Source organism: Curtobacterium sp. PhB115, from assembly GCF_003752025.1.
Lineage (GTDB): Bacteria > Actinomycetota > Actinomycetes > Actinomycetales > Microbacteriaceae > Curtobacterium.
Window position 1 is genome coordinate 94,852 of the sequence record NZ_RJKR01000005.1, and the last position, 26,470, is coordinate 121,321.

The following is a 26,470-nucleotide window of genomic DNA, read 5'->3' on the forward strand; positions in this document are numbered from 1 at the left end:
CTCGGGTGACACGTGCCGGCGAACGACACTGCGGTGGCCGTCCGCACCGATCAGCACGTCAGCGGTGAACCGCTCGCCCGTGGTGGTCTCTGCCCACGCGGCGTTGTCATGCTGGCCAATGTCGCGCACGGCAGTGCCGTCCCGGAGGTTGATCAGCGGCTCCGCGACGGCGGCAGCATGAAGCCGACCGTGGATCCGGCTCCAAGGTTCGACGGGCTGGTCCGCCCCGCCCGACGCGATCTCGCGAAGACTCGGTGATTCGATGCCATCGAATCGGAGCATCGTCCGCTGTCGTCCGCGGGCAGCGCGAAGGAACGCGCCCTGGATGCCGTGGCGGACGGTCCGCTCCAGGACGGTGACCTTCCACCCGGCGGACGCGAGCGCGAGTGAGGTGAGGAGGCCGGCGAGGGAGCCGCCAACGACGACCGCTCTCCCGGACGACCCGTCCTGAGCCGGTGCTTGCTCGAAGTTGATATCGGGTCCTATGGAAGATGACGAGTGCATTGGTCCTTCGACGGTATGTCCGTCCTCTTCGAGGAAGACTGCAGCAGCGCCAACGCCAGCGATTCCGCCGCGCCGTCGCCTAGGACGCCGCTGCCATCTGCGTGCTGACGAGCGACGGGGTGATGAGCGGCGGAGGCTTCGCAGGACGCTGCCGGGTCATCTGTCCCGCTAGCGCTTTGCGCAACACCGCGGTCCGCTTCCTGACAGAACGCGTGGACTACTGACAACAACCCTTGTCGCTCGACACCGGGAGCCGGGAGCCGGGAGCCGGGAGCCGGGAGCCGGGAGCCGGGAGCCGGGAGCCGGGAGCCGGGAGCCGGGAGCCGGGAGCCGGGAGCCGGGACGAGCCTCATCGTGCGGTTCCCTTAAGAAGGAGCGCTCGTTCCACAGAACTGTACGAAGCCGCTATAGGACACGGTACTTGGCGCGGCGGAGTGCTCGTTCTCGCAGTGTCGGAAGCGTTCCGGTCTTCGCAAGCGCTCGTTGGTGGGCAACCCAACGTGCAATGGAAGCTTCGCCGGGGTCAGACGAACGGCGACGGGGCGGCCGTTCTTCCTCCTCCCAGAACAGCTGGTGAGCTTCGAGCCATGACTGCCAAGCCGCATCCCGCGGATCCCAGAGAAATCCGGGGAGCGTTTCGAGCCGAACGCGCTGGCACTCGGCCATACCCGCACGCGTCGACGGTCGGCGCTGGTACGCGAGCCGGTCGACCAGGCGCTGCTCTTCCGTTTTCGGTCGTGGACGGAGTGCGCTGGCGAACGGCATCCGCCCGTTCTGGGCAGCGAAATCCTCTAGCTCGTGCACCATCGTTACCCATCGCTCGACGACGGGTGTGGGCATCGGATCCGCGCCGACGTCGGCGAGGTAGAAGTCGAGGCTGCGGCGTTCGTCTCGGGTGAGCTGACTGGCGAGGGTGTTCGCGATGGTGGCCCATCGTTCGTGGAGACGAAGGAGTCGGGGGTTCGGGGTCGGCACAGCGGTCCTTTCCGAGACCGCAGGTCGGCCTCGGAATCGCTATGCGCGGATGGGTGACGAACTGCGAGCCGCGCGGTGCGTCGCGCAGGTCGAGGCCAGAAACGGGACGACTTCGGCCCGGCGGATCACTACCGTTTCGACGTCCCCACCCGTCAGAAAGGCTCATCTGTGCCCTCCGCTTCGAGCACCTCCGCCACCTACACGCCGCTGCTCGCGTTGCCTTGGTGGGACACGATCGGTCCGTTCCTCACCTCGCTCGTCGACGACGTCGCGACCGCTCTCGACGTGAACCCGCGGAGCCTGTACCCGTTCGTCACACCCTTCGTCCTCTGGTGCTGGCAGACAAAGGGACTGGACCTCGACCGCGCGAAGATCTTCCGGCGAAGCAGAATCGAGAGCTTCGTCATCAACGGCATGACCGGCATGAGCCGGGGAACGAAGAACACGCTCCGCGGGAAGCTCTTGCGAATCAGTGAGGTCGTCGCGCCCGACAGTGAGCCGGTGCCGCTCTACGGCATCGGTCGGTCAACGCCGACTCCGCCGTACGACTCCGAGCAGCGCGCAGAGTTGTACTCGTGGTCACGGACCCGCGGAACGTCCGCTGCGCGACGAGATGCTGCGGTGTTGCTTGCGCTCGGGCTCGGTGCTGGCCTTGCCACACGTGAGCTCCTCGAAGTGCACCGAAGGGATGTCAGTGTGGACGGCGCTTTCGTTCGCGTCCGTGACGCACGTCGCCGCTCCGTACCGGTCGAAGAAGGATGGCGACCAGTGCTCCGGCAGCAACTCGCCGACCTGGCTCCAGATGACTGGGCGTTCCGCCCCGGCCGCTCCGGCACGAGCTCCGGTCAGGTTGCCGATTTCGTTCGCCGTACCGCCACCGACCTCGACATCCGCCCGGCGAGGATGCGCTCGACCTGGCTGTGCTGGCGGCTCGAACGCAACACTCCCGTCGACACGCTGCTCGCCGAATCCGGGCTTCACACCTACGCGTCGCTCGACCGTTACCGCGTCTTCCTTCCGCTCCCATAACGACCCCGGGACGGGACCCAAACGCGGCCCCGTCGTCGCGTTGCCTGAGATCATGCGGCGCCGCGACACGCCGATCGATCCGCGGAACGGTGCGGATCGGGAGGATTTCGCCCGGCTGGCCGGATGCAGTCCGCATAGCCAGTGCGTGATCAACAACGGCAAGCGCCCAGGGCGCAACGAAACTGTCCGGCCCGTCCTCGCTCAGAAGATCGACGCCGCCATCGAGAAGTACATGCCCGACAAGAACCGACTTGCCTTCGAGACCGTCGGCCCGTTCGTCCGCGAGATCGTGCGGATGGCCGAGCCGACCACCTACGACAACGCCCGCCGTCTGCTCTCCATGGTTTGCGGCATCACCATCTGGCAGTGGATGCGCTCCGGATGCGAGCTCACGCCCGAACGAATTCTGAGCGACAACCTCATCGCGAAGTACGTCGACACGGTGCTGATCAACCACTCCCCGTCATACCGGTTCGATACGACCCGCATCCTGGGCACCCTTGCCACCAAACTCACGGGTGAGCGAACGCACCGTCTCACCCTGCCTGCCGCACCACCGCTCGCCCCGTACACCAGTGCTGAGTTGGCCGAACTCAACAGCTGGCGCCTGGGCCTACCCACCTCACTTGCCAAGCGCAACGCTGCGACCCTTCTCTCACTCGGCGCCGGAGCCGGCCTGACGCCGGCCGAGATCATCACTGCCCGCAGGGAAGACGTCTCCGTCGTCGGCGACGACGACCGAGTCATCGCCGTGCGCGGGGACCGCGCTCGTTCCGTCCCTGTACGCCGCGAATGGGTCCGCGTTCTCGATCTCGCCCGGACCACGGACGAGAGCCTGCTCTTCCATGGTTACGACTTCGAGGAGTACCCGGCCCGTCCCATCGCATCGTTCATCAGTGCCCACCCCGCCAAGGTGCAGCCGACCCTGACTCGACTGCGATCCGGCTGGATTGCAAACCTCATCGACGCAAACATCCCTGACGGGCTCATCGCTGAACTCGCCGGAGTCGACGTGGTCACCGTCGCCCGGTATTACCCGTACGCACGCCAAGCCACCCTCGAAGCCCATTTCGACGCCGTCACCGGCATCCAGGCGGTGACCCGATGAGCGCGTACGGCATCTCGAACGGCGCAGCAGCTGACTACGTCAAGAAGGACGGCCGCACGAAGCAGGAACCGGTCGAGCAGTGGGACCCCTACGTTCTTACGCGCGAGCGCCTTGCTGCAGGCATTGCCCTGCGCGGTAAGGAGATCGCAGACCCGCGTTCGGGCTTCCGCCGCTTCGACTTCGAGACCACGTGGATCGCTCGAGCCCGGGTCCTCGCCTCCGGTGTCCTCGATGACTACGAGGACTACGTCCGCGCCGACGGATGGCACCCAGGACGTGGGGGCGCTCCGGCAACGATCACCCCGCTGGCCCTGCTCACCGGCATGATGCTCGCCACGATGGCCAACCAGCCGCAACTCATGGTCGAGCTGGGGTCTCTGTTCTACGGCGGCCTTGACGACGATGCACGCGAGCTCCTCAACCTGCCGCATCCGTCGAGCAAGCCGTCCCTGATGAAGATCGAGAACTGGGAGCAGAACGTCGGCAATGCCTTCCGCCGCTTCTTGAAGACTTACGACCCCTACCCCACGCTCAAGGAGCCGACGACGCCCGGCGAGATCGACCGCACACCGACCGACCGGTACAAGTCGAAGAGCATCGAGATCAACAAGAAGATCTGGGACGAGCGAGACCTCGACCGCGAGCAGCTCGGCATGGAGCGCCTCGACCGCTTCACAACGCGCTTCCTCGAGATGACCTTCTACATGCAGCCCCGCCGAGTGCGTCGGGCACCGAAGCGCAAGAACATCGACGTCGCCTTCGATGGCACGCACGTCACCTCGCCCCTGAAGAAGGGCATGACCCACAACGAAAGCAAGCTCCAAGCGCGGATCGAGAAGGAACGCGCAGAAGCGGCAGCAGGGAAGCCGCGCCCGGGACCCGTCGAACCGCACGCCGGCTGGTACGTCAAGGAGACCGAGAAGCGTCTCGACGCGGCACCAGGCAAAGCACCGCGGTATGTGAAGGAGACCGAGTACTTCTGGGGTTGGAACGCAACCTTGGCTCGACGCGTCTTCCTCGAAGAATGCGACCGGAAATCCGCACCGCAGCTCATCATGGCCGCAACGCTGAGCATGCCGGGTATCGGCACGGCCGAAGCAGCCGCAGCCGTCCTTGCGTCGATCGTCGACGCCGGCCACCTGCCCGGCATCGCGGACGCCGACAAGGCGTACTGGGCCAACGCTCTTCCCGAACGGCTCTACAAGCCGGCACGCAAGCTCGGCTGGGAAGCCAGCACCGAGTACCGCATCGACAACCTCGGCCCCGCCGGCGGCCACGCTGGCTTGATCTTCGTCGAGGGCGGCATGTACTGCCCCGCGATGCCCAGCAGGTACAAGTCCGCCAGCAAGGACGTTCTGGAAGGCAAGATCGACGAGGCCACCTACAACGTTCGCAACGACGCCCGGGAAGACTACGCCGCCCGTCCGAAGGCTCGACCCGACGAGCAGGGCCGCGTTCCGATGATGTGCCCTGCGTCCGGCGACAGCCCCACCATCATCTGCCCCCTTAAGCAGATCAGTCAACGTGTCTCCGAAGCGAAGAAGCGCAAGCTCGATGAGGTGAACCCGGAAGAGGACGGATACCCGATCGGCGACGACCTCCCCGAGATCTGCCGCCAGCACTCCGTGCTGTTCACGCAGGACGACATGCCCCCGGTCCAGCAGGCGCTGCGCTACAAGTCCAAGGAATGGCGCAACTTCCACGGCTACGCCCGCAACCTCTCCGAGGGCGGGAATTCCATGGCGAAGAGCACCAAGTACGGCAGCCTGCACGACGACTCCCGCCGCCAGGTCCGAGGCTTCGCGGCCGCCCAGATCTTCATGACGTTCCTCCTCGCTGCCATGAACATCCGCATGATCTGCGACTTCGTCCGCAAACTCGAGCGGGAGGATGCCCGCAAAAACGCCGGCAAGCCACCGCGCAGCGTCCCGATCCAGAAGCGGCGAGACCGCGAGTACGCGAACACCTACACGGGGACACTCCCTGGCGGCGCACCCGACCTAGAACTCAGACAACAGAAAGCCGAAGAGAAGGCCGCTCGCAGGGCGCAACGCGCCACCCGAACGGTCAAGAAGCGGACGTGAACCAAACTTCCCTGCCCACCAGGGCAGCCTTCTCATGTTGAGCTAAACCGGTCGGCGCTGTCGTCCGGCTTGCCAGCTTCGCGTACACAGTCCGGCCCTTACGTTCTTGCGCTACCTCGGCTACGACAACGACCACAACGTGCGAGACGCGACGTCTCCAGCCGAGGCAACGACGATCGCGCTGCCATCGCCGATTCGCTCCGTGGACGCGGCGTCGAGCGGCACTCTTTGTCGCGCCAAAAGACCGGGCACGCGCTCCGCGCGGGTCAGGAATGGGCCACAAGTGCTACCTGCCCCCACACGAGCCCGGTACGAGGGCGACGCGCAATGAAGAAGCCCACCGAGATTCTCGGTGGGCTTCTTCATTGCGGACAGTTCTTAAGACGATTCCTAAGTTGCCCCCTCGGTCGGGCTGACAGGATTTGAACCTGCGACCCCTTGACCCCCAGGCATGCCGGTCCTGTACGCCAGTTTCCGCGGACGTCCACCGCTGACGCTACTTTTCCCAGATCAGAGGCCACACTGCGTCCACAAGCGTCCGTGCCTGTCCAGTGGGCTCCAGAGAAGCTTTTCGGGGCTGGTTGGCGTAGCTACTGGCGTACGGAATCGAGCGCCGCGTCGAGTGCGTCCATCGCCGCGCGCTGCACTTCGGGGGCCACATGGCCGTACACGTCGCCGGTGATCGCGATCGACGAATGGCCGAGCACGTCCGATACGGCAGTGAGCGGCACCCCGGCGTTAAGCATCCCGGAGGCGGCCGAGTGACGGAGAGTGTGGACGGTCACCCCGGCGAGACCCGCTTTCTCCGCGGCCACCGACACAGCGCGTAGCGCGTTACGCGGGTCGACTGGGCCGCCGACCTCGCTCGTGAAGACGAGTCCCGAGTCCTGCCACAGGTCAGGTAGTGCCGCGCGGTCAGCGGCCTGGAGCTCCCGTTGGCGAGTCAAGATCGCGCGCACCGGCTCGGACAGCGCAACAGCGCGACGGGATCGCTCTGTCTTCGGCTCCGTGATCACGAGCTTGTCACCGGCGCTCCGGCGATCGTCTCGCGACAGCGTTCCGCGAACCCGAATAACCCCTCCCGTGTCGTCGACGTCGCTCCAGTGGAGCGCGAGGGCCTCCCCACGGCGTAGGCCTGTTCGCGCTAGGAAGGCCACGAGCGGGGCGAAGCGTGACCCCTTCGTAGCGTCGAGCAGCGCCAGCACCTCCGCGGGGCTCAGCGATCGCGCTTCCTTCCGCTCGACGCCGGGACGCGCGACGCTCAGCGCCGGGTTTCGAGCGAGGAGGCCGTCTCGGACAGCCGCGTCCAGGAGCGCCCGCAGGATCGTGTAAACCTGCCGAACGGTGGAGGATGCCTTCCCCTCGGCGCGAAGGTGCATGGTCAGCGCGTCGATATCCGACGGTTTCACGCGATCGAGCGTGAGCGTGCCGAGCGGTCCATTCGCGATGTGCACCTTCGCGAGCGTCGCGTACGTCGCCTTCGTGGTCTGCTTGCGGTCACTCGCGGCGAGCGTCGTTGCTACCCAGCGGTCCACCCACTCGCTCAGCGGCACCGTGGCGTCTCGGACCGGCTGCCCGGCATCTACCCGCGCGCGCTTCTCGCGCATCTTCCGTCGCGCCTCGGCCTGCGTCTTGCCGTAGGACGACGCCCGCTTCTGCTCGCCTGTCTCTGGGTCCTCGTAAGTGAAACGTGCCTCCCAGAGGCCGTCCTTTCGGCGCGCGATCGCGCCCTCACCGTTGCTCCGCCGACCGGCCATGCAGCCTCCTGCCCCTCAAAATGTCAAGGGGTCATAACTTATACGACTGAGCAGCTTTCCGCTCCTGGCCCCCTTCTCTCCTGTCCCAGTCCGCCGCCGTCCGCGGCCGTCCAGAGAGAAGCCCATGCACACCGCCACTCCCCTCCTCCTCACGCCAGCGCAGGTCGCGGCCGAGCTCGGCGTCGGCCGCTCGACCGTCTACGAGCTCTTCGCGTCCGGCGAGCTGCGCTCGGTCAAGATCGGGTCCGCTCGTCGGGTGCGGAGCGCCGACCTGCGCGCGTACGTCGAAGGGCTGTCGTGATCGACGCCGGGGTGCCAAGTGGCGTCAGTGCCCCTCTCTCCTGTTCTCCCCCAAAGAGCTCTTCTCTCTCCACCACAGTTACAGAGGTAGAGGGGTCTGACGTCACTCGGCACCCCGCGCCGCCGGAGGCCCCGAGTCGAGCCGCCGAGCTCCGCGCCATCCGCGCCGAGGACCGCGCCGCCCGCATTGCGACCGCGGAGGAGTGGCTTTCGGGATTGGAGGCTGACGGCGAATTCACCGGGGCCATCCCGGCGACCGCCCTCTTCGAGCTCGCGGAAGACGACCTCGGCGACGAGATCGCGGGCCGGACAACCTTCTACGCGATCGCCGATCGCATCCTCGGCCCGCGTGTGCGCATCCGCGGCGTGCGTACCTACCGGATCGGGCCGCAGTGACTCCCGAGGACCGCGTCCGCGCCGCCGCCGCGCGCTTCGACCAGGACCCCGACGACCCGGACGCCATCGCCGCTTCCGCCCTCCGGGCTCTCGCCCGCCGCCAGGCTCGGGCCGGGAAGACGTGCGCCTCGTGCGACGAGCGGAAGCCGCTCTCGGCGTTCGGGTCTGACGCCCAGAAGGCGGACGGCCTGACGACGCGGTGCCGATCCTGCCGACGTCGCGTGTAAACGCTTTGTCTGTCACCCCCGTGGCCCCCTTCCCATATGTAGAGGGAGACGGCTCTCTCCTCTCCTGAAGTGGCTCCAGTCGCGCCCATCACGAACCTCTCCGTTCGTGGTGGGCGCTTCTCTTTGAGCCTGAACCGTTCGAACGCCTACGAAAGGAGCGCCGATGCGCGCCTGCGCTCAATGCGCGTCCCGGCTCGACTCCAGCCGCGCCGATGCCTCCTATTGCTCGTCTCGGTGCCGCAGCATCGCCTGGCGTACCCGCCGTACCGACGCGGTACACGCGCTCCTGACCCGGCAAGCCGAAATCACACGCTCGCGTCTCTCCGCTCTTCTCGCCGACGACGCCCACGCAGTCGCCGAGGCGGATCGCCTCCTCGACGAGATCGACCATCGCGCCGCCGAGCTCTTCGGCGCGCGCTCCTGACACTCCCGGCCAGCGCCGGGCCCCATCCCTGACTGGAAGGCCACCCATGCAGACCGACTACCCCGACTTCCTAATCGACGGCGTGCCCGGCGCGCGCGAGCTCGCCGACGAAATCGACAAGCTCACCGCCGACATGGCGCCGCTAACCGCTGCGGTCGGAGCCGCAATCAAGGCCCGTCTGGGCAAGGTACGGCCGGTGCGCTACGGCGCGGCGGAGAACGATGTGCGCCCGGCTCCGGCAGAGGGCGTCACGATGGCCGAATTCGACGCCCTCAACGCAGCCAAGACGACCGCCGACGCCGCGCAGGCCGCCCACGGCCGGAAGATCGCTGCCGCGCGCTCGAAGTTCGACACCCTCATGCGCGCCGTATCTCGCGAACGACGTCGAGAAGTCGCCGTCCCCGTTCACCGCGCAGCGCACGACGAGGCGGTCGAGGCGCTCGCCAAGCTCGATGCGGCTCTCCGACGCCGCCACGACGCTGCGCCCTTCACGGCAGAAGACGGAGCGACGGTCATGCACTCCAGCTTCAGCCTCCTCAGGACGGACGAGGTCGGCGCCTTCGCGAAGCCGGACCACGCGCTCCGTTCGCTCGCCGTGTTCCTCGACAGCACGGCGCCCAGCGCATGAGTTCCTCGCCCGATCGCATCGCCGAGATCGTTGCCGAGATCGCTGACGCATCGCCGCTCCCGACCACGGTCGCCGAGCTGAGCGACAGCGAGCGGAAGGCGCTCGAAGTCCAGGCGCGCTATCAGCGCCTCACGCCCGAGGCGCTCCTCGCAGTCGCGCGCGGGCAGCAGGCCAAGGAATGCGAGCTTCGCGACACGGTAGACGCGGTTCTCGCGGCGATTCGCCACCGCCCGTAGACACGAGTGGGGCCGATGCCGCGTTGGCCTCGGCCCCACTCAACGGCTCAGTCCTGCCGCACCATCTCGCCGAGCGACCAGCCCGTCACGGACGACATGATGCCGCGCCACTGCTTGACACGCATCTGAGCGCCGTTCGCGTAGACCGTGGCGTCCCCGAAGTGGATGTAGCCGCGCCCAACGGTCGGAAGGCCTTTCTCCGCACGCGCGTGACGTTCCTCAGTCATCTCATCGAATTGACGACGCCAGTTCCGCTCCAGCGCGTCTCCAAGCCCTTCGCCGTTGTCGACTGAGAAGGCTCCGTTCAGCAGTTCCGCCATGCGCACTAGCCACGCACCACGAGGAATCACGACGCCAGAAACGATCGTGCCGCCGAAGTCAACCGTGAGGCTCACACTCGCGTTCTCGGTCTCGTCATCCAGCCCGAACGTGACTGACAAGAACTGCTCCAGCACCCAGTCACGGTTCTTCAAGTCATCCCATGTGTATCCGTCCGGGTCGTCCTCCGGCGTCCACTTCGGCGCCACCGTTTCGGCTTCCGCGTTGTCCGTCAATTGACAGCTCCTCTCTTTTGCCCCGAGCCTATGGCCGCCCTCCGACAGCCCGAACACACGAAAGGCACTTCATGTCCCGCAGACCTTCGATGTACACCCGGCATCTCGCGGCGCGGCTCTCGCCGGACGCGCGAATCGTGCTCCCACGCCTCGCCACTCGGGCGGCGATGCCCTTCGTTCCAAAGCGGATCGCCGCACCGCTCGCCAGGCGAGACTTCGCTGCCCTGACGAACGCCGGCCGAATGGAACACGTTGAACGCTGGGCGATGGAGCAGATCATCGCAATCGGGACGGAGCGCGCCTCGGCGCTCGTGATCGACCTCACATCTGAGGTTGACCGTAGGCGCGCCGTCGCGTGACGCGGCCAGAGGGGGGCGTCGCTCGGTGAGCAGGCGAACACCGGGGACGGGCTGGTCGTCGAGCGACCGCCGCTCGCGCCTGCACGCTGACTAGGGCCGCCGCCGTGCCGCTGTGCTCACCCGCGCGGGGCAGCGGTGCGAGGCGGTCGACAGCCTCGGCGCCCGGTGCGACGAGCGCGCCACCGACTGCGACCACATCGAGCGCGGCGACGATCACCACACGGCGAACCTGCAAGCGCTGTGCCGCTGGCACCACAACCAGAAGACCGCACGTGAGGCGGCCGAGGCTCGGCGTGCCCGCCCGACCCGTCGGCGTGAGCCAGAGGCGCACCCGGGCCTCCTCGTGCAGTGAGGGGGTGGCGGGGGTCTCCCTCCCCGCCCCCTCCGCCAGCACCGAACCGGCATAGCACCCCTCTGTGCGCCGGGGTCACAGGTCGCAAACAAACACACGAGCCGTAGGAGGCCACATGCCCGGACGAGGCCCTCTCCCGTCCCCCGTAACTCAGCGCGAACGCACCACACGTGCCCGCCAAGCGGGAACCGCCGTCGTCGTCCACGACGGCGAGGTCCGCGGACCCGAACTGGACGGCAACTTCGGCCCGTTTACACGCGACTGGTACGACACATGGCGCCGCGCGCCGCAAGGCCAACTCTTCACCTCGACGGACTGGCTCCGCGTGCGAATGCTCGCGCCGCTCGTCGAGGCGTACTCTCGGCGGCCCTCCGCCGCGGCCTTCTCCGAGATCAGGCTCAACGAGGAGCGACTCGGCGCGACCTACGTCGACCGCATACGCGCCCGAATCCGGGTCGACGCCGCGACGGACGCGGTCGTGACGGCGCTCCCCGCAGATCGATTCGCCGAGCTCCGCGCGCGCGCAAGTCGCTCGGTGAGCAGTCGACCGCCGGAGGCGGAGCTTCCGGTGTACGAGCAGGACGACGACGCGCCATTCTAGGCCTCGGTCTCGGCGCGTAGGTCCCGCACGACGCGAAGCATCGCGAGGTGTGCCTCCGTGGCGCGCCGCTTCCACTCCTCGGTACCGGGGTCTGCCATGTAGCGACGCAGCTCCTCGTCCGTCTCCGGGTTGAGTTCGCTCGTCAGGTGCGGCAGTAGCTCCGGCCCAAGGAATCCGGTCAGGACAGCCGCCTCTGTCCCCATGCGTGCTCGCTCATCCTTGTCGGTCGACCCGCCTCGACGCTGATTCGCCGCGAGCCGAAGTGCCGCGTCGAGTTCGAACATCAGGCGCGACTGCCGGAGCGCAGCCCGCCGGTCGTCTTCTGCGATCCGCTGCGCGTGGCGGCGATCCTCGTCGGCGATCCGTTGCGCGTTTCGCCGATCACGGGCGCCGACCCAGACCGCCGCTACGGCCGCGACGAGCGCGGCGAGCACCGCGGCGACCTGCACCCAGAGTGCGAGCTCTTCCATCTTCACGCGCCCAGTCTGGCGCCCGACCACCGACAGGCCCTCTCCCGACACGGAGGGGGCCTTCGTCATTCCTGGAGCCCAATGCAGCACCTCCACTTCCGCGAGCACCGCTACGCGGTTCCCGATCCCGACCTCTGGAACGTCGCCGCTCTCCGCGCCGCTGTCGCCGAGACCCGCGCATTCTCGGCCCTCCGCATTGTCATGGCCCCAGAAGACCTCGCGCACTTCCGCGCACAGCGTCCAACCGTCGGCGACGGTATGGACCTCCTCCGCCAGCTCGGCCGCATCGCGCCGAAGGCCGCCGGTATTCGGCTCCGCCAGGGGCGCGCAAGTGCCCACCGACCTCGAAGGAGGCGATAGCCCGTGTCCAATGTCGGCTACGCAACGCTGACGATCATCCCGTCCGCGAAGGACTTCGGAAAGGCCCTCGCGGGCGAAACCACGGCGCCCCTCGCGAAGGCCGGGGCCGACGGCGGGAACGCTCTCGGCGGCGGGATCCTCGGCAGCGCCAAGGGCCTTGCAGCCGCCGCAGCCGGAGTCTTCGCGGCCGTCGGCGTCGGCTCCTTCTTCAAGGACGCCGTCTCCGGCGCCTCCGAGCTGGAGCAATCCGTCGGCGCGATCGAGACGGTCTTTAAGGGCTCCGCCGACCAGATGCTCTCGTGGTCGAAGTCCGCCGCGACCGCCGTCGGCCTGACCCAGAACGACTACAACCAGCTCGGCACCCTGATTGGCACCCAGCTGAAGAACGGCGGGACGTCGATGGACGAGCTCGCCGGGAAGACCAATGACCTGATCGGCGTCGGCGCCGACCTGTCATCGATGTTCGGCGGCTCGACTCAGGACGCCGTCGAGGCCCTGTCGTCCGCCCTGAAGGGTGAGCGCGACCCGATCGAGCGCTACGGCGTGAGCCTCACGCAAGCCGCGATCGACGCGAAGGCGGCCGAGCTCGGCTTCAAGAAGGTGGGCGGCACGCTCGACTCCTCCGCGAATCAGGCCGCGACCCTCGCGCTGATCATGGATCAGACGAAGGACGCGACCGGCAACTTCGGCCGCGAGAGCGACACCCTGGCGCACAAGCAACAGGTGCTGAACGCGATGTGGGAGAACGGCAAGACCCAGATCGGCCAGGCGTTCCTCCCCGCGGTCTCCGCCGCAGCGGGCGGGCTCGTCGCTGTCCTCGGCCCCGCGCTCACCGCGACGGTCGGCGGGATCAACCGCACGATGGGCGCCGTCTCCGACTTCGCCGACGGCTTCAGGAACGGTGTCGACGCGATCGACTCGAATCAGTCGACGTGGGCGCACATCGGCGCCGCCGCCTACGGAGCGCTCGCCCCGATCGCCTCGCAGATCGGCGGGGTCTTCTCGCAGATCGGCCAGGCGTTCGCGCCCTTCATCGGGCAGATCGGCGGCGCGCTCGCCCAGCTCGCCCCGGCGTTCGGACAGGTACTCCCGTCGATCTCGCCCCTTGGGATCATCTTCCAGGGGCTCCTGCCGATTCTCCCCCAGATCGCATCCCTCCTGGGGGCTGTCGTTGCAAGCCTCGCCGGTGCCCTCGCGGGCGCGCTGACGAGCCTCGCCCCGGTGCTCTCCGCCGTCGCCCAGGCCCTCTCCGGCGCGCTGACGACCGCGATCCCGTTCCTTCTCCCGCTGATCGGGTCCCTCGCGGGTGTGATCGTGACACTTGTCCCGGTCGTGGCCCAGGTGCTCGCCGCGATCATGCCGCTCGTCGCGACGCTGATCTCGCAGCTCGTGCCGGTCTTTACGCAGCTCGTCTCGGCGGTCCTGCCCCCGGTGATCTCGATCGTCGGGATGCTCGCCGCCGCGATCGGGCCGCTCGTCAACGTCCTGCTGGCCTACCTCGTCCCGGCGATCCAGGCGCTCATACCCGTCGTGATGACGGTCTTCACCAACGTGCTGAACATCATCCGTCCGATTCTCCAGATCGTGCAGGGCGTGATCGCTGTCGTCCTCGGCGTCATCACCGGCAACTGGTCGCAGGTCTGGAACGGGATCGTCGCGATCTTCTCCGGCGTCTGGAACCTGATCAAGGCGCTCGTGACGAACGCGATCAACACCGTGAAGGTCGTCATCACTGCTGCCCTTGGCCTGATCAAGGCCGCGTGGTCCGGCGCTTGGACGAGCGTGTCGCAGATTTTCGGGTCGATCTGGTCCGGACTGACCGGCGCCGTTTCTCGCGGTATCGACAACGTCGTCTCCTTCTTCTCCGGAATCGGCGGGAAGGTGCTCGGCGCGCTCTCCGGCGCGGGTACGTGGCTTGTCTCTGTCGGCAAGAACATCATCGAGGGCCTCCTCGGCGGCGTGCAGGCTGCCGCCGGACGGATTAAGGACGCGGTCCTCGGGCCGATCAAGAATTCCGTCGACGCCGTGAAGAACTTCCTTGGTATCCACTCACCCTCGCGGCTCTTCCGCGAGATCGGTGGCTTCACGGGCGAGGGCATGGCCCTTGGCCTGGAGGACTCGGCCCCGCTGATCGCTCAGGCGTCGCGGGCGCTGATCCCGACGACGCCGGACGAGCCCTTCGTCCCGTCCCCGTCGATCCCCGAGGGCGGCTACGGCAGCGCCGGGGCTGGCGCACGCGGAGGCAACTCCTACGCGATCACGCTCCGGTCCGGCGGCGACGTGAAGAGCGACCTCGACGAGGTCAATTTCTATCTCCGCACGAAGGACCGCGGCGGCAGGTTCGCCTGACAAACGCCAGCAATCCCACACAGCGCCCCGCGCAGCCCGAGCCTTCCCTCGGCCTGAGCGGGGCGCTTTCGTGCGTTCAGGGGCGCGTGCGCCGCGCCTTCTCCAGGGCCGCGTCCGCAATCCACCGCGAGACGTTCGCTGTGCCGTCCGCCTCGGCGGCCGACGCGATCTCCGCGAGTTCGGCGTCGGAGAGCCGGACGCTTCGCGGCTTGCGCACTTCGGCCGCCGGGAGGGCGGGCCGCCCAGGGCCGCGGTGGTTTGTCACCCGCTCAGCGTACTGGTAGCGCCAGCCGAATAAACGTAGTACGTTTAAACCACTGCACCGAAGGAGACCTCATGGCCCGCACCGCCCGCACCTACACCGTGACCCGCAACGCCGAGGGTCGCATCCTCACGACCTATTCCGACGGGTCCTACGCCCTCGACTGGGCGCCGAGCCCGCTCCTCGACGAGGCCGACGACTACCTCGTCGCCGCGTAGACCGGCGCATGGACGCCCTATCGTTGATCGTGTCTGTCGCAGCCCTTGCCGTCTCGCTCGTCGCGCTCGACACGGCGGTCCGCGGAGCTCGCCGATGGGAGCGGGAGAGATCAGCCCTCAGGCGATACAGACTGCTAGGCACCTGGGCCTCTGAATTGCAACGCGGCCGGACACTCAGAAGCGTGGCGGCTCCGTCGAGCGACGAGGGCGCCAAGTGAGAACCCGTCTAATCAGCGAGGGTCGCGTCTGCCCACTTCCCATCGCGTCCTCGTCGGCGAACCGGTTGATCACGGGCGTAGGAAAGTCGAAGAATTGCGAGAGTTCACCAGGCGGCGCGCTGGCATGCGCCCACCATTGGAAGCGCACTCCTACCGACGCTATATATGAAGCCATGACGAAGCCGCGGATGTGCTGACGCACTGGGTCCGTCGTGATGAAGTCCGGGCTGAGGACTAGACCATCCCGCGCGTAGCGATGGACGGTATCAGTCGTAATCAGCGCCATGTGCACGTCGGGCATGCTGTCCGCTCCATCGAGAAAAGCCCGAAGCGAATCTGGAATCGGCATATTGAGCTGCCGCAGTCGACAGCCGAAGTGCTTGCCGTAGTAGCGAGCGAGAGAACGACTGTCCTGGCGCCAGGTCTCTCCGTAGATCTTGGCCAGGGGCACTCCGTCGCGGCCCCTCACTCCGCCCGCCGCTAGGTAGGCTGCGAAGCGGTCGTAGGCCACGTCGAATGGCTGCGATTTGGCGTTGTTGCAGACAGCACACATAGACTTCGGAAATTTCACCACTCCATAGCGATCCCGACGAACACCGCTGGAACCTCTTATCTCGCGCGTCCCGTTGTCTCCGACCCACACCAGCGAATCCCCCTTCATCAGCCGAGTGAGATCAGTTCGCTTGTATTTGTGCTCGCCGGTTGTTGCAGGGCGTTCCCGACACCACCAGCACAGATCGTCACTCTCAACCGTGAGGTGTTCGAAACCGTGGCCCTGACCGTCGTCCGCGGCATCTCTCGGTTTAATCGGAGCCAACAGCGCCTCCCCGCGTCTGCGCGTTAATGGATTGACGCGAAGGTACCAGAGCTAGCGGCGCTTGCGGCACGCGCAGCTGGGCGCGCGATCCGGGCAACCGGTGCACTCTTCTCGGATGCGCACTCCTTCCTGCTCTTCGCTTCCACCCGTCGACGACGTGGTCGGCCGCTTCCGCTCCGGTCACCAGCTCTCCGGTCGCCCCGCATCGCTCGAAGAGTGGCGGATCACGACGGGTGACCCCGAGGTCGCCGTCAAGGTCTACGACCTCTTCGGCGCCCACGAGCCGCAGGACTGGGAGACGAAGGGCGAGGACTCGTTCGAGGTCTTCACCGCTGTTCCCGAGGTCGAGATCATCCTCGCCGACGCGAAGGCGCTCCGTCAGCGCATGGTGCTCTGGAGCCGCCCGGGCAAGCTCGTGATCGACTCCGACGGCGGCGAGGAGCTCGTAGACGACACCCCCGCACCGTTCCGAGGTCCGGAGCCGTTGATCGATCTGACCTTCGGCCTCGCAGCAGCTCCGGAGCTCGGTCGATTCGTTCTGAGGTCGCACTCGTGGAGCTGGGCCACCGATCTCGCTCGGAACGGAACCGGCGAACAGCTTGCAGCCGCTCCCACACCCGTGCGCGCAAGTCTCGCCCTGGAGAAGGTCTCCTTCATCGCGAAGAACGGCCCGCGTGCCGGGCAACTTGTGGCGTACTCGAAGCCGCGGCTCGCTCTTCGAGGCGCACTGGCGTAGAAACTGGCGTAGACGCAGGAGAGGCCGCATCCGAGGAATTCGGATGCGGCCTCTGATCTGGACTTTCTCGGTCGGGCTGACAGGATTTGAACCTGCGACCCCTTGACCCCCAGTCAAGTGCGCTACCAAGCTGCGCCACAGCCCGCGAGTTCCGGAGAACTCAGGATCCCGCAGGACCCTCGCCCACGTCCGACCGGAGCGCGAGCGACCGGTCCAGCATAGCGGACGCCAGACCGCCTCCGCGCCACGGCGAGTCGCACCGAACGAGCGACCAGAGCCACCCGGACAACCCGGACAACCCGGACCACCCGGACCACCCGGACAACCCGAACCACCCGAACCACCCGAACCAGACGCTCACCCCGGCCGCACCACCTCGCGCCGCGCCGCCAACCACGGCAACCCGAGCCCGACGAGCAACCCGCCGGCCCCGTCCGCCGCCAGATCCCCGATCGTGTCGTCGTACCCGACGAAGATCGCCGAGTCGACGAAGTTGTGCCCCAGCCACTCCCCCATCTCCCACGCCGCCCCGATCGCGAGCCCCGCACACAGCCCGAGGACCGCGACGACCACCCGGCGCTCCCCGTCCGGCGTCGGCACGGCACGGAGGTCGGCGCCGATGACGTAGAGCACCGCCGCGAGCAGCCCGGTCAGCACGACGTGCATGAACTTGTCCCACAGGAAGACCGTCGTGTACCACTCGAGCACGCTCGACCACCCGGCCAGCAGCACGAGCACGCACACCGCCATGTCGAACGCGGGCCGCAGCCCGAGCATCCGCGGCACGACGACACCGAGCAGCGACAGCGCCATCACCGGGAACGCGGTCCCGCCCCACCCGATCGTCGCGACGACCAGGCTCACGAGCGTCAGCGCACGCACCACGTCGGCCACCAGGAACCTCGGCCGCAGGAACGTCGGCCCGAGCGCCCGGATCACGACGCCCACCGCACGACGGCGTGCACGGCCGCGTGGTCCGAGGGCCAGGCCCCGCCCGGCCGCCGGTTCGAGACGGCGACGCGTTCGACGGTCGCGTCGTCGGTCACGAGCACACCGTCGATGCGCCGGCCGCCGACACGCGGACTCCCGTAGTGCGGGTACGTCCCGTACGGCTCCCCCACCTGCCTGGAGGCGCGGCTCCAGCTGTCGACGACACCGGCGTCCGCCAGTGCTCGCCAGGGTGCGGAACCGGCGGGGCTGTTCCAGTCGGCCATGACCACCGCGGGCAGCCCGCGCTGCCGGACGATCCGGCCGAGCAGTTCGGCGGACCGGAGCCGTGCCCACGGCGACGCGACGTCGAGGTGCGTCGCGATCGCCAGGAACCGGACTCCGGTGTCGCGGTCGTCGACGACGGCTCCGACGGCGTGCCGGGGGAAGGACGTGGCCCACGAGCGGCTTCCCGGACGAGCCGGCGTGCGGGACAGTGCCCACGTGCGCCGCTCCACGACGACGAGGCGGGACCGGTCGAGGAACAGGCCGACCTGTTCACCGCCGCCGCGCGCGCCGCGCCCGGCCAGGACGGGCTCCCAACCGGACCCCAGGCCGGACGTGAGGTCGTCTGCCTGCGCGGGGAGGGCCTCCTGGACGGCGAACACGGTGGGCGCTTCGGAGGTGACGAGCGCGACCACGGCGTCGCGACGGCGCTCCCAGGCGTCCGGGTGGGTCGGCGGACGCGGCACGCGGCGTCGCACGTTGAGGGTCATGCAGTGGACCTCGGGCGACCGAACGGCTCCGATGAGCGGGTGGTCGTCGGGTTGGTGGGGCATGCCTCCCTTCTACGAGACGACACCCGTCGGATTCCCAGGGACCTCTCCGCGAGGCTCGTAGGGTGGCCCGATGCGTTCTCGTCCCACCGCTCGTCTGCTCGTCGCGATCGCTGCCTCCGGGCTGCTGCTCGGAGCCGCGGGATGCACGTCGGGCGGACCGGACACGAGCCGCTCGGCCCTCGCGAAGGCCACGGCGTCGACGGTCACGGTCGCCGATGCCTCCGACGCCGCGGCGCGGTCGGTGCGGGTCAGCAAGGCCCTGTTCGCGAGTGCTCCCGGCGCGATCGTGGCGCCGGCCGGGGATGCCGACGCGATCCGCGATGCTGCGGAGGATGCGGCGAGCGCCCACGTCCCGGTGCTGCTGGCCTCGACGGCCTCGAAGGGCGGCGCTGCCGTCGCCGGCGAGCTCGATCGGCTCGGGGCCGACTGGTACCAGGCCGAGGGCGACGTGTCGCTCGACACGGACGTCGAACAGCGGCAGGCGCCGGACGGTGGTGACGCGCCGGAGTCGACCCGGGCCTCCCGGCAGGCGACCGTGGTGGTGGCGGACGCGCGTGCCGACGCTGCTGCCGTGGCGACCGCGAAGGCTGCCGGTGCCCGTGTCGTGGCCATGCCGGAGGGCGTGGCCGACCCGGCTGCCGCGCCCGACGTGGTGACGGCGCTGCACGAACGGGAGCAGCACCCGACGGTGCTGGTGGGTGCGGCGTTCGACGCGCTGCAGGACCCGGAGTGGACGGTGCGGGCGGCCGAGAGCGGCTTCCAGTTGCGGAACGGCGGCCAGCGTCCGTTCGACGGGCACCGGTACGTGGCGTTGTACGGGGCTCCCGGGGCGCCGGCGCTGGGCGTGCTCGGTGAGCAGGGGCCGGAGGCGACCGTCAAGCGTGCCGAAGCGGTCGCGAAGCCGTACCGGGCGGAGTCCGACGAGCTCGTCACGCCGGCGATGGAGGTCATCGCGACCGTCGCCGCCGGGGACGCCGGAGCGGACGGCGACTACTCGACGGAGCTGCCGGTGTCGACGCTCGAGCCCTACGTCGACGCCGCACACGACGCCGACATGCCCGTGATCATCGACCTGCAGCCCGGCCGGTCGGACTTCCTGTCGCAGGCGAAGCAGTACGAGTCGTTGTTGAAGAAGCCCGGGGTGTGGCTCGCGCTCGACCCGGAGTGGCGGTTGACGAAGGACCAGGTGCCGCTCGAGCAGATCGGCAGCGTGTCGGCGTCCGAGGTGAACGAGGTGTCCTCGTGGCTGGCGTCGCTCGTGAAGGACGAGGGGCTGCCGCCGAAGGCGCTCGTGCTCCACCAGTTCCGGCTCTCGATGATCCAGGACCGGTCGGCGCTGAAGACCCACCCGGAGCTCGACATGCTCGTGCACGTCGACGGGCAGGGGTCGCAGCCGGACAAGCAGGCGACGTGGAAGGCGCTGCACCAGGGCGCACCGGAGGGCCTGCACTGGGGCTGGAAGAACTTCTACGACGAGGACACGCCCATGCTGACGCCGTCCCAGACGATGTCCGACGTGACGCCGACGCCGTCGTTGGTCACGTACCAGTAAGGCGGTTCCGTCGCGTTGTCCACAGACTGGCGCACCCCGCTCAGCGGCGACGCGAAGCGTTGCGCGGGGCGCGCCGACCGAGCCTGCGAGGGAGGGGTCGGGTTTCGTCGGTTGCTCCTGACAGCATGGGGGCATGTCTGGTCTTGGTGTCGGGTCCCCCGCGTCGTCTTCTGTCCCGCCCTCGGCGGACATCGCCGCCGAGGCGCAGCAGGCGCTCGCTGCGCTCACTGGGCGCCCCGACGCGGTCTTCCACCCCGGCCAGCTCGAGGCGATCTCCGCCCTGGTCGAACACCGGCAGCGCGCCCTGGTCGTGCAGCGCACCGGGTGGGGCAAGTCCGCGGTGTACTTCCTCGCGACCCTGCTGCTCCGCCGCCGTGGTGGTGGCCCGACCGTCCTGGTGTCGCCGCTGCTCGCACTGATGCGCGACCAGGTGGCTGCCGCTGCCCGGGCCGGGGTCCGTGCGGTGTCGATCAACTCGGCGAACGCACACGAGTGGGGCGAGACCCAGGCCGCACTCGCCCGTGACGAGGTCGACGTGCTCCTCGTCTCCCCAGAGCGCCTGAACAACCCGAAGTTCCGCGACGAGCAGATGCCGACGCTGATCGCCCGGATGGGCATGCTCGTGGTCGACGAAGCGCACTGCATCTCGGACTGGGGCCACGACTTCCGACCGGACTACCGGCGCCTGGCAGAGCTCATCCGGTCACTGCCCCACGGCGTCCCCGTCCTGGCGACGACCGCGACGGCGAACGAGCGCGTGGTCGAGGACGTGGCCGAGCAGCTCACCGCCGGCCCGGCCGACCCGGTCTTCACGATCCGTGGGTCGCTCGCCCGAGCATCCCTGCGGCTCGGTGTCCTGTCACTCCCGGATGCCCGGCAGCGGCTCGGGTGGCTGCTCGCGCACCTCGGTGACCTTCCCGGCAGCGGCATCATCTACACGCTCACGGTGTCAGCGGCCGAGGACATCGCCCGCCTGCTGCGCGAGAACGGGTACGCCGTCCGTGCCTACACGGGGCGCACCGACACCGAGGAGCGCGAGCAGCTCGAGCAGCAGCTCAAGGGCAACGAGCTGAAGGCCCTGGTCGCCACGAGTGCGCTCGGCATGGGGTTCGACAAGCCGGACCTCGGGTTCGTCGTGCACGTCGGCGCGCCCTCATCACCCGTCGCGTACTACCAGCAGATCGGCCGTGCGGGTCGTGCCACCGACAACGCCGACGTGCTGCTGCTGCCCGGGCGCGAGGACCGTGAGATCTGGCAGTACTTCGCCAGCGCCTCGATGCCGACCTCCGCGCGTGCAACCGCTGTGCTCGATGCGCTCTCGACCGACACCGCGATGTCGACCGTCGCGCTCGAGGGCCTGGTCGACATCAAGCGCTCCACCCTCGAACTCCTGCTCAAGGTGCTCGACGTCGACGGCGCCGTCCGACGCGTCACCGGCGGCTGGGTCTCGACGGGGCAGCCGTGGGAGTACGACGCACCGCGCTACGAGCGGGTCGCCGCGGCCCGCGCTGCCGAGGCGGCGTCGATGCTCGACTACGAGTCCACCTCGGCCTGCCGCATGCAGCTGCTGCAGCAGGACCTCGACGATCCCTCCGCCGAGCCCTGCGGCCGGTGCGACAACTGTGCCGGGGCGTGGTTCCCGACCTCGGTCTCGGACTCCGACTCGTCCGGTGCCGCTGCCGCGCTCGACAAGGTCGGTGTCGAGATCGCCCCGCGGGCCCAGTGGCCCTCGGGCATGTCGTCGCTCGGCGTCTCGGTGCGGGGCAAGATCGGCGCGGACGAGCTCGTGCAGCCCGGCCGTGCGGTGGCGCGTCTGACCGACCTCGGGTGGGGCGGTCCCCTGCGGGCGCTGTTCTCGTCGACCACGCCCGATGCGCCGATCTCCCGCGAACTCGTCGACGGGTGCGTCCGGGCACTCAAGGACTGGCCGTGGGAGACCCGGCCGACCGGCGTCGTCGCGATGTCCTCTCGGTCGCGGCCGCAGCTCGTGGGGTCGCTGGCCCAGGCGCTGTCGACGATCGGGCGGCTGCAGTTCCTCGGCACCCTCGAGCGCTCCGGCGGGACCCCTCGTGGTGACGGTGCGACGAACAGCGCCTACCGGTTGTCCGGCGTGTGGGACACCTTCGTGGTGGATCCGTCGCTCGCCGCTGCCCTGCAGTCCAACGAGGGCCCGGTGCTGCTCGTCGACGATCTGGTCGACAGCCGGTGGACGATGACCGTCGCGGGGCGCGAGCTCCGGCGGGCCGGTGCCGCCGCCGTGCTGCCCTTCGCGTTGGCGACGGTGGCGTAGCGCCCGGCCTGCCGCGCCTGCCGCGCCTGCCGCGCCTGCCGCGCCCGAGGACCACGAGGTTTGCGACAACCCACGAGTCGATCGCGGCGTGTTCTGTCGCGACCCCTGTCCGCGCCGGTCCCACCGGCCACGCGCACGGTCCCTCAGCGTCGAGCGGGCTTGGGGAACGTGGCGCGCATGTGATCGGTGGTGAGCACGTCGCCGATGCCGATCATGAGCAGCGAGAACACGATCTGCTCGATGACCATCCAGAACGGGTAGAGCCCCGGGATCGCCGCGACGATGAGCGTCACGACCGGGAAGATCCTGCTGAACAACCGCACCCGCTGGTACGCCCAGTAGTACCCGAGCTGCGCCCGCCAGGCGAACACGTAGAGCGTCAGGGTGATGAGCAAGACCACCGTCGCCCGGAACCACACCGCCCACGGCACAGTCTCCCCCGCGCGGGTGAGCAGCACGGCGACCACGATGGCGGCGAGGCCGACGACGGTCTCCGCGACGAGCAGCCACCGGATCCACCGGAAGGACCGCACGGTGTCGGGGTGCTCGAGCATGTCCTGGCGGATCACGTACCCGCCCTGCCGACCTCCGGCCAGCCGATCGAGCCGCAGCCGGCACCAGAGTCGGTCGGCGAGGCCTCCGAGTCCGTCGTGCTGCTGCGTCACGAGTCCATCGTGCCGCATCTCGAGACCCCCGGCGTACCCGGCGCCTGCCGCCACCCGGTCTGCCGCCGTTCACTCGGTCGGCAGCAGCGCCGCACCACCCAGGACCTTGCCGGTCGCAGCGTCGAGCAGGACGAGGGAGCGGACCTCGTCGGGCAGGGCCCACGGGTCGCTGAGCATGACGGTCAGACCCTGTTCGACACCGTCGGCCTCGAACAGGTCGAAGGAGTCCCCGGACCGCGTCCACGTCGGCTTCGATCCCCCGGTGACGGTCCCCGCAGACAACACGACGTCGACCGGTCCATCCGTGCCGGTCTCCAGGTGGTCGATCTCCACGGCGAGGGTGTCGTCGCCCGAGATCCGCCCGATGCGCACGTGGCCCGAGGCCTTCGACCCGATGCCGACGATGTCCCCGGCGACCGGCGGCACCCGGAGCCACCACGGTTCGATCGGCGAGCTGTCGACCGGTTGTACCCCCTCGGGCTCGATGGGCGATCCGAGGCCGTTCGCCGGCTGCAGCCCCACCGCGGGTGACCGTGCCGGCTCGGGCGCGACGCGGTCATCGCGAGCGAGTGCGGCATCGTCGGACGATGCGTGCGAGACCGTCCACAGCGACACCGACCCCACGACGACGACACCGACGAGGACGCCCACCAAGGCGAGCCGACGTCGGTCCGCTGCCCACGGTCCGATGCGCACGGTCCCATGATGCCGCACCGACGCGCCGGACCGGCAGCGGGCCTCCAGGCCGAACGCGACCCGAGCGCGAACGCGAACGCGAACGCGACCCGAACACGGATGCGACCCGAACGCACCAACGCGCCCCGTGCAGACGGGACGCGTTGGGTGTTGCGAGGCTGCGGCTCAGCGCTTCCGGCGCTCGCGCACTCGCATGTTGACGTTGATCGGCGTGCCGGAGAAGCCCCAGACCTCGCGGAGTCGACGGGTGATGAACCGTCGGTACTGCGGGTCGAGGAACGCCGACGTGAAGAGCACGAACGTCGGCGGCTGGCTCGACGCCTGGGTCCCGAACAGGATGCGGGGCTGCTTGCCGCCGCGCACGGGGTGGGGGTGTTCCTGCACGAGCTCGGCGATGAAGGCGTTGACCTTGCCGGTCGGGATGCGGGTGTCCCACGACGCCAGGGCGGTCTCGAGCGCCGGCACGAGCTTCTCGAGGTGGCGGCCGGTGCGGGCGGAGATGTTCACGCGGGGGGCCCAGGCGACGTGCGCCAGGTCCTGCTCGATCTCGCGCTCGAGGTAGCGGCGGCGTTCGTCGTCGAGCAGGTCCCACTTGTTGTAGGCCAGGACGAGCGCACGGCCGGACTCGAGGACGAGGTCGATGATGCGCAGGTCCTGCACGGAGACGGGCTCGGTGACGTCGAGGACGACGACGGCGACCTCGGCCTTCTCGAGCGCCGCGGTGGTGCGGAGCGATGCGTAGAAGTCGGCGCCCTGCTGCATGTGGACGCGCTTCCGGATGCCGGCGGTGTCGACGAAGCGCCACACCTTGCCGCCGAGCTCGATCTGCTCGTCGACCGGGTCGCGGGTGGTGCCGGCGATGTCGTTCACGACGACGCGTTCTTCACCGGCGGCCTTGTTGAGCAGCGAGCTCTTGCCGACGTTCGGGCGGCCGAGGATCGCCACGCGGCGGGGGCCGCCGACCTCCTGCTTGGCGACGGCCGAGGTGTCGGGCAGCGTCTTGATGATCAGGTCGAGCAGGTCCGCGACGCCGCGGCCGTGCAGGGCGGAGACCGGGTGCGGCTCGCCGAGGCCCAGGTTCCACAGCTCGGACGCGTCGAGTTCACGGCGCTCGTCGTCAGCCTTGTTCGCGACGACGATGACCGGACGGTCGGTGCCGCGGAGCATCTTGACGACGTGCTCGTCGGTGGCAGTGATCCCGACCGTGACGTCGACGACGAACAGCACGGCGTCGGCGAGGTCGATCGCGACCTCGGCCTGCGCGGCGACCGAGGCGTTGATGCCCTCGGCGCCGGGCTCCCAGCCGCCGGTGTCGACGAGCGTGAAGCGCTTGTCGTTCCAGTCGGCCTTGTAGCTGACACGGTCACGCGTGACGCCGGGGACGTCCTGCACGACGGCCTCACGACGACCGAGGATGCGGTTCACGAGCGCGGACTTGCCGACGTTCGGTCGACCGACGATCGCGAGCACCGGGTAGGCGGGCAGGTAGTGGACGCCGTCCTCACCGACCTGACCGGCCTCGAGCAGGGCGAGGTCTTCGTCCTCGAGGTCGTACTCCTCGAGCCCGGCACGGAGCGCGGTGGCGCGCTGTTCGGCCTCGGCCTCGTCGAGTCCGGCGAGCCGCTCGCCGAGGGCGTCGTCGTAGACGGGGAAGTCGTCGTTGTCCGGGTTGTCCAGCTGAGCCATGGTGGGTTCCTCGCGAGCGGCCGGAGCCGCGGTGTCGGTGGCCGTTCCCGGCCGGGGCCGGGGGTCCGGCCGTGGTGCGTGACCGCTCGGCCGAGGCCGTCCGGTCACGCGTCAGTGCGTCAGTGCGTGGCCGCGCGGGCCAGGTCGACGACCGCCTGCACGGTCTGGTCGAAGTCGAGGTCGGTGGAGTCGAGCGTCGTGACGCCGTCCGCGGCGTTCATGAAGTCGACGACCTTCGCGTCTGCCGCGTCCCGACGGGCGAGTGCGGCGGAGGTCTCGGCGGCCGACTGGGTCGTGACCTCAGCCGAGCGCCGGGCCATTCTAACGGACTCGTCGGCCGTCAGCAGGATCCGGACTTCGGCGTCGGGTGCGACCACCGTGGTGATGTCCCGGCCCTCGGTGATGATGCCCGGTGCGTCGGTCTTCCGCATCACGTTCCGGAACAGCTGCACGAGGCGGTGCCGGACGTCCGGGAGCTTCGCGATGTGGGCCACCGCGCCGGTCACGTCCGGGGTGCGGATCGCGTCGGTGACGTCGGTGCCACCCACGCGCACGTAGTAGTCGTCGGGGTCGGTGCCGATCGCGTAGTCGAAGGTGTCCCAGCTCGCCAGGATCGCCGCCGCGTCGTCGAGGTCGACCTGCTGCTGCAGCGCGTGCCATGCGAGGGCGCGGTAAGCGGCTCCGGTGTCCTGGTAGCCGTACCCGAGGGCACGGGCTGCTGCGCGGGAGACGCTCGACTTGCCGCTGCCCGCGGGGCCGTCGACCGCGATGACGAACTTCGCGACGTAGGCGCCGTCGGTGAGACCGGCTGGCATCGGGGCACTCGTCGAACCGGGCTCGCCGCCGGGTTC

26 protein-coding genes, 1 tRNA gene and 1 pseudogene are annotated in these 26,470 nt (G+C 68.9%); 15 read left to right on the forward strand and 13 right to left on the reverse strand.

Going from position 1 to position 26,470, the window contains the following annotated elements; translation table 11 throughout:
• Positions 1-33 precede the first annotated feature (33 nt).
• Positions 34-258 (forward strand): hypothetical protein, encoded by a 225-nt coding sequence (locus EDF19_RS19275; protein WP_221180594.1) that lies wholly within the window; start codon positions 34-36, stop codon positions 256-258.
• Between the two features lie 27 nt (positions 259-285).
• On the opposite strand, the pseudogene EDF19_RS19525 reads toward EDF19_RS19275, so the two are convergent.
• Positions 286-504: pseudogene (locus EDF19_RS19525) on the reverse strand (hypothetical protein); the annotation flags it as partial.
• 1,143 nt (positions 505-1,647) lie between these two features.
• Here EDF19_RS19525 and EDF19_RS18755 point away from each other — a divergent pair.
• Genes EDF19_RS18755 through EDF19_RS00725 form a run of 3 tightly spaced genes read left to right on the forward strand, consistent with a single transcriptional unit; the run spans position 1,648 to position 5,700 of the window.
• Entirely contained in the window at positions 1,648-2,508 is an 861-nt protein-coding gene (locus EDF19_RS18755) for a hypothetical protein (protein ID WP_148070995.1), read from the forward strand.
• 40 nt (positions 2,509-2,548) lie between these two features.
• Positions 2,549-3,616 (forward strand): hypothetical protein, encoded by a 1,068-nt coding sequence (locus tag EDF19_RS00720; RefSeq protein ID WP_148070996.1) that lies wholly within the window; start codon positions 2,549-2,551, stop codon positions 3,614-3,616.
• A complete protein-coding gene (locus tag EDF19_RS00725; RefSeq protein ID WP_123679059.1) occupies positions 3,613-5,700 on the forward strand; it encodes a hypothetical protein in 2,088 nt (695 codons plus the stop codon). Before EDF19_RS00720 ends, EDF19_RS00725 begins: the two co-directional genes overlap by 4 nt.
• Before the next feature lie 590 nt (positions 5,701-6,290).
• Here EDF19_RS00725 and EDF19_RS00730 read toward each other — a convergent pair.
• Positions 6,291-7,457: a site-specific integrase gene (locus EDF19_RS00730; protein WP_123679060.1), complete on the reverse strand. Its 1,167-nt coding sequence runs from the start codon at positions 7,455-7,457 to the stop codon at positions 6,291-6,293.
• A gap of 124 nt (positions 7,458-7,581) precedes the next feature.
• On the opposite strand from EDF19_RS00730, the gene EDF19_RS00735 reads away from it, so the two are divergent.
• The 5 genes from EDF19_RS00735 (at position 7,582) to EDF19_RS00750 (ending at position 9,668) form a co-directional block, all read left to right on the forward strand.
• The gene (locus EDF19_RS00735) at positions 7,582-7,758 is read left to right on the forward strand and encodes a helix-turn-helix domain-containing protein (RefSeq protein ID WP_123679061.1); all 177 of its coding nucleotides are present in this window, start codon (positions 7,582-7,584) and stop codon (positions 7,756-7,758) included.
• Positions 7,759-7,973: 215 nt separating this feature from the next.
• The gene (locus EDF19_RS18910; RefSeq protein WP_185022601.1) at positions 7,974-8,153 is read left to right on the forward strand and encodes a hypothetical protein; all 180 of its coding nucleotides are present in this window, start codon (positions 7,974-7,976) and stop codon (positions 8,151-8,153) included.
• Positions 8,154-8,543: 390 nt separating this feature from the next.
• Positions 8,544-8,804 (forward strand): hypothetical protein, encoded by a 261-nt coding sequence (locus EDF19_RS00740; protein ID WP_123679062.1) that lies wholly within the window; start codon positions 8,544-8,546, stop codon positions 8,802-8,804.
• 46 nt (positions 8,805-8,850) lie between these two features.
• Complete coding sequence (locus EDF19_RS00745; protein WP_123679063.1) at positions 8,851-9,432, forward strand: hypothetical protein; 582 nt, start codon at positions 8,851-8,853, stop codon at positions 9,430-9,432.
• A complete protein-coding gene (locus tag EDF19_RS00750) occupies positions 9,429-9,668 on the forward strand; it encodes a hypothetical protein (protein ID WP_123679064.1) in 240 nt (79 codons plus the stop codon). Before EDF19_RS00745 ends, EDF19_RS00750 begins: the two co-directional genes overlap by 4 nt.
• A gap of 47 nt (positions 9,669-9,715) precedes the next feature.
• Here the strand turns inward: EDF19_RS00750 and EDF19_RS00755 are convergent, their stop codons facing one another.
• The gene (locus tag EDF19_RS00755; protein WP_148070997.1) at positions 9,716-10,222 is read right to left on the reverse strand and encodes a hypothetical protein; all 507 of its coding nucleotides are present in this window, start codon (positions 10,220-10,222) and stop codon (positions 9,716-9,718) included.
• A gap of 826 nt (positions 10,223-11,048) precedes the next feature.
• Between EDF19_RS00755 and EDF19_RS18760 the strand changes: the two genes are divergently transcribed.
• Positions 11,049-11,534, forward strand: coding sequence for a hypothetical protein (locus tag EDF19_RS18760; protein WP_148070998.1), 486 nt, complete (start codon positions 11,049-11,051; stop codon positions 11,532-11,534).
• On the opposite strand, the gene EDF19_RS00775 is transcribed toward EDF19_RS18760, so the two are convergent.
• The gene (locus tag EDF19_RS00775; RefSeq protein ID WP_123679068.1) at positions 11,531-12,343 is read right to left on the reverse strand and encodes a hypothetical protein; all 813 of its coding nucleotides are present in this window, start codon (positions 12,341-12,343) and stop codon (positions 11,531-11,533) included. The genes EDF19_RS18760 and EDF19_RS00775 overlap by 4 nt on opposite strands.
• A gap of 24 nt (positions 12,344-12,367) precedes the next feature.
• Between EDF19_RS00775 and EDF19_RS00780 the strand changes: the two genes are divergently transcribed.
• Positions 12,368-14,713, forward strand: coding sequence for a hypothetical protein (locus EDF19_RS00780; RefSeq protein WP_123679069.1), 2,346 nt, complete (start codon positions 12,368-12,370; stop codon positions 14,711-14,713).
• A gap of 76 nt (positions 14,714-14,789) precedes the next feature.
• Here the strand turns inward: EDF19_RS00780 and EDF19_RS18765 are convergent, their stop codons facing one another.
• Complete coding sequence (locus tag EDF19_RS18765; protein WP_148070999.1) at positions 14,790-14,978, reverse strand: hypothetical protein; 189 nt, start codon at positions 14,976-14,978, stop codon at positions 14,790-14,792.
• 71 nt (positions 14,979-15,049) lie between these two features.
• Here EDF19_RS18765 and EDF19_RS18915 point away from each other — a divergent pair, with 71 nt between their 5' ends.
• Positions 15,050-15,193: a hypothetical protein gene (locus tag EDF19_RS18915; RefSeq protein WP_185022602.1), complete on the forward strand. Its 144-nt coding sequence runs from the start codon at positions 15,050-15,052 to the stop codon at positions 15,191-15,193.
• Positions 15,194-15,367: 174 nt separating this feature from the next.
• Here the strand turns inward: EDF19_RS18915 and EDF19_RS00785 are convergent, their stop codons facing one another.
• Positions 15,368-16,072, reverse strand: a complete 705-nt coding sequence (locus tag EDF19_RS00785; protein ID WP_221180595.1) for a hypothetical protein — start codon at positions 16,070-16,072, stop codon at positions 15,368-15,370.
• Between the two features lie 271 nt (positions 16,073-16,343).
• Here EDF19_RS00785 and EDF19_RS00790 point away from each other — a divergent pair, with 271 nt between their 5' ends.
• Entirely contained in the window at positions 16,344-16,964 is a 621-nt protein-coding gene (locus EDF19_RS00790) for a hypothetical protein (protein ID WP_148071000.1), read from the forward strand.
• A gap of 71 nt (positions 16,965-17,035) precedes the next feature.
• Here EDF19_RS00790 and EDF19_RS00795 read toward each other — a convergent pair.
• The 3 genes from EDF19_RS00795 to EDF19_RS00805 all read right to left on the reverse strand — a co-directional run bounded on the left by EDF19_RS00795 (position 17,036) and on the right by EDF19_RS00805 (position 18,730).
• A tRNA-Pro gene (locus tag EDF19_RS00795) sits at positions 17,036-17,109 on the reverse strand.
• 212 nt (positions 17,110-17,321) lie between these two features.
• Positions 17,322-17,903 (reverse strand): hypothetical protein, encoded by a 582-nt coding sequence (locus EDF19_RS00800; protein WP_221180596.1) that lies wholly within the window; start codon positions 17,901-17,903, stop codon positions 17,322-17,324.
• Positions 17,900-18,730: an endonuclease/exonuclease/phosphatase family protein gene (locus EDF19_RS00805; RefSeq protein ID WP_123679072.1), complete on the reverse strand. Its 831-nt coding sequence runs from the start codon at positions 18,728-18,730 to the stop codon at positions 17,900-17,902. Before EDF19_RS00805 ends, EDF19_RS00800 begins: the two co-directional genes overlap by 4 nt.
• 70 nt (positions 18,731-18,800) lie before the next feature.
• On the opposite strand from EDF19_RS00805, the gene EDF19_RS00810 reads away from it, so the two are divergent.
• Positions 18,801-20,282 carry a hypothetical protein gene (locus EDF19_RS00810; RefSeq protein WP_123679073.1) on the forward strand — a complete coding sequence of 494 codons (1,482 nt, stop codon included), beginning with the start codon at positions 18,801-18,803 and terminating at the stop codon, positions 20,280-20,282.
• Positions 20,283-20,415: 133 nt separating this feature from the next.
• Positions 20,416-22,572 carry an ATP-dependent DNA helicase RecQ gene (locus tag EDF19_RS00815; RefSeq protein WP_123679074.1) on the forward strand — a complete coding sequence of 719 codons (2,157 nt, stop codon included), beginning with the start codon at positions 20,416-20,418 and terminating at the stop codon, positions 22,570-22,572.
• Positions 22,573-22,715: 143 nt separating this feature from the next.
• On the opposite strand, the gene EDF19_RS00820 is transcribed toward EDF19_RS00815, so the two are convergent.
• The 4 genes from EDF19_RS00820 to cmk form a co-directional block, all read right to left on the reverse strand.
• Positions 22,716-23,237, reverse strand: a complete 522-nt coding sequence (locus tag EDF19_RS00820; RefSeq protein ID WP_123679855.1) for a hypothetical protein — start codon at positions 23,235-23,237, stop codon at positions 22,716-22,718.
• 69 nt (positions 23,238-23,306) lie between these two features.
• A complete protein-coding gene (locus tag EDF19_RS00825; RefSeq protein ID WP_148071001.1) occupies positions 23,307-23,933 on the reverse strand; it encodes a hypothetical protein in 627 nt (208 codons plus the stop codon).
• A 165-nt stretch (positions 23,934-24,098) separates the two neighbouring features.
• A complete protein-coding gene (der, locus tag EDF19_RS00830; RefSeq protein WP_123679076.1) occupies positions 24,099-25,619 on the reverse strand; it encodes a ribosome biogenesis GTPase Der in 1,521 nt (506 codons plus the stop codon).
• A 119-nt stretch (positions 25,620-25,738) separates the two neighbouring features.
• The gene (cmk, locus tag EDF19_RS00835; RefSeq protein WP_123679856.1) at positions 25,739-26,434 is read right to left on the reverse strand and encodes a (d)CMP kinase; all 696 of its coding nucleotides are present in this window, start codon (positions 26,432-26,434) and stop codon (positions 25,739-25,741) included.
• Positions 26,435-26,470 lie beyond the last annotated feature (36 nt).

Excerpts from the sequence above, each read along its gene's own strand:
- EDF19_RS18915 (WP_185022602.1), top strand. The coding sequence starts at position 15,050 with ATGGCCCGCACCGCCCGCACCTACACCGTGACCCGCAACGCCGAGGGT.
- EDF19_RS00785 (WP_221180595.1), bottom strand. The coding sequence starts at position 16,072 with ATGAAGGGGGATTCGCTGGTGTGGGTCGGAGACAACGGGACGCGCGAG.
- EDF19_RS00805 (WP_123679072.1), bottom strand. The coding sequence starts at position 18,730 with ATGCCCCACCAACCCGACGACCACCCGCTCATCGGAGCCGTTCGGTCG.
- EDF19_RS00745 (WP_123679063.1), top strand. The coding sequence starts at position 8,851 with ATGCAGACCGACTACCCCGACTTCCTAATCGACGGCGTGCCCGGCGCG.
- EDF19_RS00740 (WP_123679062.1), top strand. The coding sequence starts at position 8,544 with ATGCGCGCCTGCGCTCAATGCGCGTCCCGGCTCGACTCCAGCCGCGCC.
- EDF19_RS00815 (WP_123679074.1), top strand. The coding sequence starts at position 20,416 with ATGTCTGGTCTTGGTGTCGGGTCCCCCGCGTCGTCTTCTGTCCCGCCC.
- EDF19_RS18760 (WP_148070998.1), top strand. The coding sequence starts at position 11,049 with ATGCCCGGACGAGGCCCTCTCCCGTCCCCCGTAACTCAGCGCGAACGC.
- EDF19_RS00790 (WP_148071000.1), top strand. The coding sequence starts at position 16,344 with ATGCGCACTCCTTCCTGCTCTTCGCTTCCACCCGTCGACGACGTGGTC.
- EDF19_RS00810 (WP_123679073.1), top strand. The coding sequence starts at position 18,801 with ATGCGTTCTCGTCCCACCGCTCGTCTGCTCGTCGCGATCGCTGCCTCC.
- EDF19_RS00750 (WP_123679064.1), top strand. The coding sequence starts at position 9,429 with ATGAGTTCCTCGCCCGATCGCATCGCCGAGATCGTTGCCGAGATCGCT.
- der (WP_123679076.1), bottom strand. The coding sequence starts at position 25,619 with ATGGCTCAGCTGGACAACCCGGACAACGACGACTTCCCCGTCTACGAC.
- EDF19_RS00725 (WP_123679059.1), top strand. The coding sequence starts at position 3,613 with ATGAGCGCGTACGGCATCTCGAACGGCGCAGCAGCTGACTACGTCAAG.
- EDF19_RS00730 (WP_123679060.1), bottom strand. The coding sequence starts at position 7,457 with ATGGCCGGTCGGCGGAGCAACGGTGAGGGCGCGATCGCGCGCCGAAAG.
- cmk (WP_123679856.1), bottom strand. The coding sequence starts at position 26,434 with ATGCCAGCCGGTCTCACCGACGGCGCCTACGTCGCGAAGTTCGTCATC.
- EDF19_RS00735 (WP_123679061.1), top strand. The coding sequence starts at position 7,582 with ATGCACACCGCCACTCCCCTCCTCCTCACGCCAGCGCAGGTCGCGGCC.